At 58.9% G+C, this 7,375-nt stretch carries 7 protein-coding genes; 4 read left to right on the top strand and 3 right to left on the bottom strand.

The genetic code is table 11. The features are described 5' to 3' along the window. Positions 1-155: 155 nt before the first annotated feature. On the bottom strand, positions 156-1,253 hold the full coding sequence (locus JNN07_10050; GenBank protein MBL9168071.1) for a glycosyltransferase family 2 protein: 1,098 nt from the start codon (positions 1,251-1,253) through the stop codon (positions 156-158). Between the two features lie 91 nt (positions 1,254-1,344). After that, a complete protein-coding gene (locus JNN07_10055; protein MBL9168072.1) occupies positions 1,345-2,160 on the bottom strand; it encodes a methyltransferase domain-containing protein in 816 nt (271 codons plus the stop codon). A gap of 158 nt (positions 2,161-2,318) precedes the next feature. Here JNN07_10055 and JNN07_10060 point away from each other — a divergent pair, with 158 nt between their 5' ends. Genes JNN07_10060 through JNN07_10070 form a run of 3 tightly spaced genes read left to right on the top strand, consistent with a single transcriptional unit; the run spans position 2,319 to position 5,626 of the window. Next, the gene (locus tag JNN07_10060) at positions 2,319-3,293 is read left to right on the top strand and encodes an NAD-dependent epimerase/dehydratase family protein (GenBank protein MBL9168073.1); all 975 of its coding nucleotides are present in this window, start codon (positions 2,319-2,321) and stop codon (positions 3,291-3,293) included. Positions 3,294-3,302: 9 nt separating this feature from the next. Then, on the top strand, positions 3,303-4,646 hold the full coding sequence (locus JNN07_10065; protein ID MBL9168074.1) for an HAD-IIIA family hydrolase: 1,344 nt from the start codon (positions 3,303-3,305) through the stop codon (positions 4,644-4,646). Continuing rightward, entirely contained in the window at positions 4,643-5,626 is a 984-nt protein-coding gene (locus JNN07_10070; GenBank protein MBL9168075.1) for a hypothetical protein, read from the top strand. The genes JNN07_10065 and JNN07_10070 overlap by 4 nt, the downstream gene beginning before the upstream one ends. Positions 5,627-5,633: 7 nt before the next feature. On the opposite strand, the gene JNN07_10075 is transcribed toward JNN07_10070, so the two are convergent. Further along, positions 5,634-6,056, bottom strand: coding sequence for a hypothetical protein (locus tag JNN07_10075; GenBank protein MBL9168076.1), 423 nt, complete (start codon positions 6,054-6,056; stop codon positions 5,634-5,636). 183 nt (positions 6,057-6,239) lie between these two features. Between JNN07_10075 and JNN07_10080 the strand changes: the two genes are divergently transcribed. Then, the gene (locus tag JNN07_10080) at positions 6,240-6,935 is read left to right on the top strand and encodes a class I SAM-dependent methyltransferase (GenBank protein MBL9168077.1); all 696 of its coding nucleotides are present in this window, start codon (positions 6,240-6,242) and stop codon (positions 6,933-6,935) included. Positions 6,936-7,375 lie beyond the last annotated feature (440 nt).

Raw genomic sequence — 7,375 nt, forward strand, 5'->3', positions numbered from 1 at the left:
AGTTCACTTCCAGTTGCTCTCCACGGACACATTACTGCGCCGCAGTTACTTTCAGTCACAGGCCTGGTGAACATAGGCCTGACAGGGACTCTCACCCTGCTATGTTGGTGCGCTTCACAGTCGCACTAGCGACGTCCGTCCTCGGACGTTCCCCTTCACCTTTCGTTCCTGCCCGTCCACCCAAGCAGCCGGAGAAATTCTTCGAGGCGTTCGCATCGGTCGGGTCGCAAAAAACGCATCATCCAAAAATCACCTCGCCGACGGAACCCCGCAATGCGTCGGCGCTCTGACCTCACGTGGAGTCGCTTCCCCCAACAGGCAACCACAGCATCCCAATACGCCCGCCGCACAAAGCCCGGGTTGCGTGTCACCAGGAGCATGAACATGGCCTCTAAAAACAAAGAGAGGAGGTGCGTAGCCACCAGCACCAGTAGGACGTGCTGAGTATTCTTGAGCAACACCATCAAGGTATTGCGATTGGTGTGGAACCGGGAGAACTCACTGGCTCGAAACACCCCAGGCTCGGGCCCGCTCGCTGGGGCCGACGACCCAGCTCCCCAATGATAGAGCTTAGCCTGCGGAACCGTGATCACGCGCTCGCCGGCAATCCAAACGCGCCAGGAGAGATCGGTCTCATCCGCATACATGAAAAATTCCGAATCAAATCCACCGAGCCTCCAAAAGAGATCCCGACGAATGCAGTACGCACAGCCCGGCGCGATAAACAGCTCGCTCTCCACGCCCCCATCCCCTTGGTTGCTGTAGTATCCAAACAAGTCGAAGCCGGATCGGCCATACCCCTGCAGCTGCTGGTCCTGGTAGTTCAAAATCTGCGGACTGCCAGCTCCAGCCTGCAACCCTTCCATGTGCGCCAGCAGAACCTCCAAACAATCAGAGGCCATCCAAGTGTCATTGTTCAGAAACAGGAGATATCTCCCAGCCGCGCCGCGCGCGCCCCGATTATTCCCCTCGCAATAGCCAAAGTTTCCACCGTTCTGAACAAAGAAACCATTCGACCACCCGCGCAGGAGCTCCTCTGAAAGCCGATCCGAACCGTCTTGGCTGGCATTGTCGGCAATCCATACCTCGATTCGATGGAAGATCGTCTGCTGGCGGAGCGAGTCGAGGCAGCGACGAAGCCAGCGTGCCCCATTGTAGTTGAGGATCACCACGCTCAGCAAAGGAGCAGTGACCGCACCCGGTTCACGGGTAACAGAGGACACCCCAGTAAGCGGGCCAGGTTTCGAGTCCATGCGTCATTCGCCTTGAGCCACAGCCGCAGCCACAACCCGGCCCTAGGCGGATTCTCTCCAGTCAGTCAGTCAGTTAGTCAGTCCGCCCCGACTAGGATTTGCGCCGATAGGTCAGCACCGAACGTTCCTGGTTATAGCGGACGAACTGATAATACTCCAATCCCAGGTCCACCCACTCCAGCTCTGGGCGATTCTTGGCGACCCATTGACGCCATTCGGCGTTGGTCAGCTTGGTCTGATGGAGATCCACTCCGTCGTGGATGTCGGGCTCCGAGGTGGTCGAGGCTACAAAGTAACCGCCGGGCTGCAAATGCTTCAGAATATTCTCAAACAGCGTCGGCAGCTCTTCAGCCCGAATGTGCTCCAACACCTCCCACATGGTGATCAAGTCACATTGGTGAAGCGCCTCGCCGTCGAGAACTCGAAAGGGCTTGCCGATGTCGCAGGTAAACAAATGCTTCCCCGCCAGCTCGGGCCAGTGCGCCCGACCGTGCTTCAGCGAAAAATCCGAACCTTCCAGCCCTACCGCCACCCAGCCCAGCCGGAGAAAATCATAAACCAGCCCTCCCCCCGAACACCCCAGGTCTAACGACCGCCGACAGCGTCCTGGCACGCTCGCGCCAATTCGCTCCTCCATGTGCAGAATGAACTTACCATGGGTGGAATTGTCATACTTGGTGCCCCATGGAACCAAGTGATCGGGAGATTTATAGGCCACCGGATGCTCGGTCTCGAGCCGGATGTGAGTCCCCGCCGGAACCGACGGACGTGGCGTGGCTTTCAAGCTCTGCTCCAGCTTGGCATTCCAACGGGAACGGTAGTAACGGAAATGGAACTCAATCCACAACGTTTTGAACTGGCCCCGGGCGATCAACCCAAGCACCCATGGAACACCACGAAGAGTCATGCGAGAATAGGAAGGGACTGGTTAGAACGAGGAAAAGGCACGTCACCGCCCACTTTCACCCCCCAACTCCTTGAGCCCTGGAAAAATTCTCCAGTGCCGATGGTTGACAAACCCCCGGCTGTTTCGTTGGCTTCGGGAATGGCGAGCAAACAAATCATATGAGCGGCGCGTGTCTGATCACGGGCGCCGCGGGCTTTATCGGCAGTCATTTGGTGGATCGCTTGTTGGCGCTCGACCGGCACGTGGTTGGTGTCGACAACCTGGTGCTGGGCCGGCGCGCGAATCTGGCCAAGGCCATGCAGCTGCCAAGCTTCAAGTTTCAGGAGTTGGATGTCAACGACTTCGATAGCTTCCTCCACTTCGCTCGACAGGAACACGAACGTCGTCCATTTGAAGTGATCTGGCATCTGGCCGCCAATTCCGACATCCAGGCCGGTGGCACCAATCCGGACATCGACCTGCGCCAAACCTTCCTGACGACCTACCATTCCCTACGAGTGGCCGAGGCGCTGGGTATCCCCCATTTCGCCTTTTCGTCCACTTCTGCCATTTATGGGGTCCAGGACGGCCTGCTCACCGAGGACGGCGGACCCTGGTTCCCTATTTCTAATTACGGAGCCATGAAACTGGCGTCCGAGGCCGCCTTGACCGCCGCCCTGGAACGCTTTCTCAAACGCGCCTGGCTGTTTCGCTTTCCCAATGTGGTCGGCAGTCGATCCACCCACGGCGCCATCTTTGACTTCATCCGCAAGCTGCGCGCCAACCCCAACCAGCTGGAGGTGCTCGGCAACGGCACCCAGGAAAAACCCTACCTGCATGTGACCGAGGTGGTCGATGCCATGATCCATATCTGGCAGCAATCCCAGGACCGACTGAACTATTTCAACATCGCCCCTCCCGATACCGCGACAACGGTTCGTTACATCGCCGAGGAGACGGTGCGGCAGGTGGCACCCACGGCCAAAATTCACTACACGGGAGGGGATCGCGGCTGGGTGGGCGATGTGCCCAAGTTCCAATACTCGATCGCCAAGCTCCAGCGCCTCGGGTGGTCGCCCCGGCTGACATCCAACCAAGCGGTCGAACGAGCCATCCGCGAAGTCAGCTCAGAGCAATCCAGCTCGGTTGCTTAAGTCGTCCGCATGCACCAACTCGTCATCATAGCCGGTGGACTGGGCACCCGCCTCAAGGCCCGGCTTGGGGACCTGCCCAAGCCGATGATCCCCATCGCCGGGAAACCCCTGCTCGCCCATCAAGTGGAACTCGCCAAGCAGCACGGCTTCACCGAGATCCTGCTATGCGTGTATTATCGACCGGAGGTGATCCAGGAAGCGCTCGGGGATGGATCTAAATGGGGAATCAAAATCCGCTATCTCATCGAGCCTAAACCGCTGGGAACCGCCGGCGCGGTGCTCTTGGGATGGGACAGCCTCGCCGATCAGTTCGTGGTGATGTATGGCGACACGCTGGTCAACCTCGACCTGACTCGCCTCGCCGCCGCACACCAAGCTTCAGGAGCCGATGCCACCCTGGTGCTTCATCCCAACAATCATCCGTTCGATTCCGATCTCGTTGAATGCGATGACCACAACTGGGTCACCGCTTTCCACAACCGTCCCCACCCGGCGGGCCGATGGTTCCAGAACCTCGTGAACGCAGGGCTGTATGTCATCAACCGAAAGGCGCTGGAACCCTTCGTCGTGGACGGTGGCCCTCGCGCACCCATGGATTTCGGCAAAGACCTGTTCCCCGCGATGCTCCGGCAAGGCCAGCGGCTGCTGGGATACAACACGCCCGAATACATCAAGGACATCGGAACCCCCGAGCGCTACGACAAGGTTTGCCAGGAAGTCGAGAAGGGGGTGGTTGCCAGATCGTCGCTTCGCGACCCTGCCCCGGCGGTCTTTCTGGATCGGGACGGCACGCTCAACGAAGAGGCCGACGGCCTGCGCTCGATCGATCAGCTTCGGCTGATCCCGGGAGTGGCTGCAGCGGTCCAAGATCTGAACCGATCCGGGTTCAGAGTGGTCGTTGTGACCAATCAGCCGGTGATTGCCAAAGGCTATGTCACCGAACCCGAACTGCGCGGCATTCACAACAAGCTGGAAAGTTTGCTCGGACTGGAGCACGCCTTTGTGGATCGCATCTACTATTGCCCCCACCACCCCGACGCCGGATTTCCCGGGGAGCGAGCGGAGCTCAAGGTGGCCTGCAAATGCCGGAAGCCCAACCCTGGCATGCTGCTTCAGGCGGCCCGCGAACTGAACTTGGACCTCAAGCGATCCTGGATGGTAGGCGATACCACCATCGATATGCAGTGCGCGAAAAATGCGGGAGTGAGATCGGTTCTGGTCCGCACCGGACACGGCGGACGCGACGGCAAATTCCACGTGCAACCCGAATCCACCTTTGACACCCTGACCGAGGCCGCCCGGTTCATCGTGCAGCAATCGAACCTTTCGGACACCCAGAACACTCCATCATGATCATCAGTCGGACGCCTTTGCGCATGAGTTTTGCCGGTGGAGGTAGCGATCTGCCCGTATTCTACCGTCGCTACGGCGGATGCGTGGTTTCAACCGCCATCAACAAATACGTCTACATTACCGTCAATCCTAAGTTCGACCAACGGATCCGCATCAGCTACTCCCGGACGGAGGAGGCTCGAACCGTGGACAAGATCCGGCATCCCCTGGTCCGTGAGTCACTGCGCATGCTGGGTATCCAAGGAGGATTGGAAATCACTTCCGTGGCCGATATTCCTGCCAAGGGGACCGGGCTGGGATCCTCGAGCTCGTTCACGGTGGGCTTGCTCAATGCCTTGCATGCTCATACCGAACGCCACGCCTCCGCAGAACAGCTGGCTCAGCAATCCTGCGAGATCGAGCTCGAACGATGTGCCGAGCCAATAGGCAAACAAGACCAATACGCCGCGGCATACGGCGGGTTGAACTTTATTCGCTTCAACCCGGACGATTCCGTCGCAGTGGAACCCATTATCTGCCGGAAAGAAACGCTCCGCCAACTCCAACAGAACATCCTGGTCTTTTACACCGGGTTGACGCGCAGCGCTTCAGCCATCCTTCGCCACCAAGGAGCCGAAGTAGCGGGAGCGCGGAAGAAGCAGCGCATCCTGCAGCGGATGGTCGCGCTCGCGGAACAGCTCAAAGCAGAACTCCAGTCCAACAACCTTCCCGCATTCGGGGAAATCATCCATGAAAACTGGGAGCTCAAACGCCAGTTGACCACCGGCATTTCCAATCCCGCCATTGACAGCTGGTACAAAAAAGCCCGCCAAGCAGGGGCCTTAGGCGGAAAGCTCCTGGGGGCGGGCAGTGGCGGATTCCTGATGTTCTACGCCCCGCGAGACCGCCACGAGGCAATCTCCGGGGCGCTGTCCGACTTGCGGCCGATGGAGTTCGGATTCGAGCCCCAGGGCAGTCGCATCATCTTCGTGCATCACTAGGCGCTTCTTACTTGGTCTTCGGAAGCAGGCCCTGAACCGACTTGACCGCATCGCCACCGCCGGCTTTCGCCGCCGCCATGGCCTGTTGGATCTTGGCCTTGAGATCATCCACCAGCTTTTGCTGATCGGCCGACAGTTTCAGGTCAGTCAAGGACTTGAGCGCCTCCTGCGCCTCCGGAAGCTTCCCCTGCCCGAGCAATCCCTGAGCCTGGGCGAGCACTTCCTGAAATTTCGCGTTCACAGCAGCCGCGGCGTCCGAAGCGGCGGCCGTAGCCGACTGGGCTGCCTGCTGAGCCCCCTCAGCGACCGTCGGCGCCGCCGCCGGAGCAGGAGCAGAAGCACCCGCGGGTTTGTCCGAAGGCGTTTCGCTGCAGCCTGTGAGCCCAACAACCGCGATCACCAGGGACAAAGAGAGTAAGGAGGTTTTCATAGAGTGTGTGAATGGTCTTAAGGCCTCGATGGAGGCCAACCTAGATACTTTGGACTTTTTTAAGCCAGGCGGCAAGCGGGAATGCCAGGTCTTCTTTTTTCCTTCAGATGGAACGTCTTTTGAGATTTGCTAGCCGAACACGACCGTCTCCCGAGAGAGTTTGGCCGTGAAGTTGACGACTCGATGAACAATTTCTTAAACCAGCCGCCGCCCACCGACCTGCACGGCCGACTTGCCTTTACTGTGAACGAGTTCGTCCCTCGGTCGCTGGTGCAGGACAAGTCCGTGCTTAACATCGGCTGTGGGTATGGTTGGTTTGAGCTGTGGGCGACCCGCTCAGGAGCCACCCGCATGGCGGCGATCGATGTCACCGATGCCGACCTCGATACCGCCCGCCGCTTCATCCAGGACCCCCGGGTGGAGTTCAAGGTCGGTTCCGCCATTGAGATCCCCTACCCCGATCAGTCGTTCCATACCGCCGTGTCCTGGGAAGTGATCGAGCATATCCCGCGCAACACCGAGCCCAAGATGTTCTCCGAAGTCCATCGGGTGTTGAAGCCGGGTGGACAGTTTCTGCTCTCCACCCCCAACCGCCATTGGCTCTCGATCCTTTTGGACCCAACCGTCCTCATGATCGATCACCGGCACTACAGCATCGATTTCCTGGCGGACATCGCCAAAAAACAAGGATTTCGACTGGTCAACCACCAGGTGAAGTGCGGCACCCGCGAGGCTCTCGACATGTGGAACCTTTACATTTCCAAGTGGATCTTCCGGCGGGATCGCTTCTTCAAGGAAGCCAGCCTCCGGATGACCGACTACGACTACAGCCGTCCTAGCGGTTTCAACACGCTCTTCGCCCGCTTCGAGAAGATTTAGCAGCCGGTTGGCTCCATGAGCCGGTCGCTCGCTTCGGTGTCCGGAGCTGTGCAATCGCAAGCGAAAGAACAAGGCGCTGTGGACTGGGGAGACACGTCTCCGCTTTTCCTGCGCGTGGCGGAGTGGCTGCTGGTGTGCCTATTGTAAACGCCACCGTTGGAGGGACTAAACTCGGCCGAAGGAAAAGCGGTGTCGTGCCCTAAGCATTACCCACAAGTTTAGAAGATCTTGGACCTCTATCCCAACGGGATAGCGCCTCAAAGCCCAGGGTTGCGAGGAACGAGCTACCCTGGAAAAAACCCATAGAATTCACAACCCCATCGTGGGTTGCGGTTTGTTTGGGGGTGTTGGCCGATCCAGTCGCAACCCGCGTTGGGGTTGTGAGAAAACAACGACTAACCCAGGGTAGGCGCTCCCGCTTCGCGCCAACCCTGGGCTTT

Source organism: Verrucomicrobiales bacterium (genome assembly GCA_016793885.1).
Classification (GTDB): domain Bacteria; phylum Verrucomicrobiota; class Verrucomicrobiia; order Limisphaerales; family UBA11320; genus UBA11320.

Bases quoted from the DNA above. Each gene is read 5' to 3' on its own strand.
- JNN07_10065 (MBL9168074.1), top strand. From the start codon at position 3,303: ATGCACCAACTCGTCATCATAGCCGGTGGACTGGGCACCCGCCTCAAG.
- JNN07_10070 (MBL9168075.1), top strand. From the start codon at position 4,643: ATGATCATCAGTCGGACGCCTTTGCGCATGAGTTTTGCCGGTGGAGGT.
- JNN07_10055 (MBL9168072.1), bottom strand. From the start codon at position 2,160: ATGACTCTTCGTGGTGTTCCATGGGTGCTTGGGTTGATCGCCCGGGGC.
- JNN07_10080 (MBL9168077.1), top strand. From the start codon at position 6,240: ATGAACAATTTCTTAAACCAGCCGCCGCCCACCGACCTGCACGGCCGA.
- JNN07_10050 (MBL9168071.1), bottom strand. From the start codon at position 1,253: ATGGACTCGAAACCTGGCCCGCTTACTGGGGTGTCCTCTGTTACCCGT.
- JNN07_10060 (MBL9168073.1), top strand. From the start codon at position 2,319: ATGAGCGGCGCGTGTCTGATCACGGGCGCCGCGGGCTTTATCGGCAGT.
- JNN07_10075 (MBL9168076.1), bottom strand. From the start codon at position 6,056: ATGAAAACCTCCTTACTCTCTTTGTCCCTGGTGATCGCGGTTGTTGGG.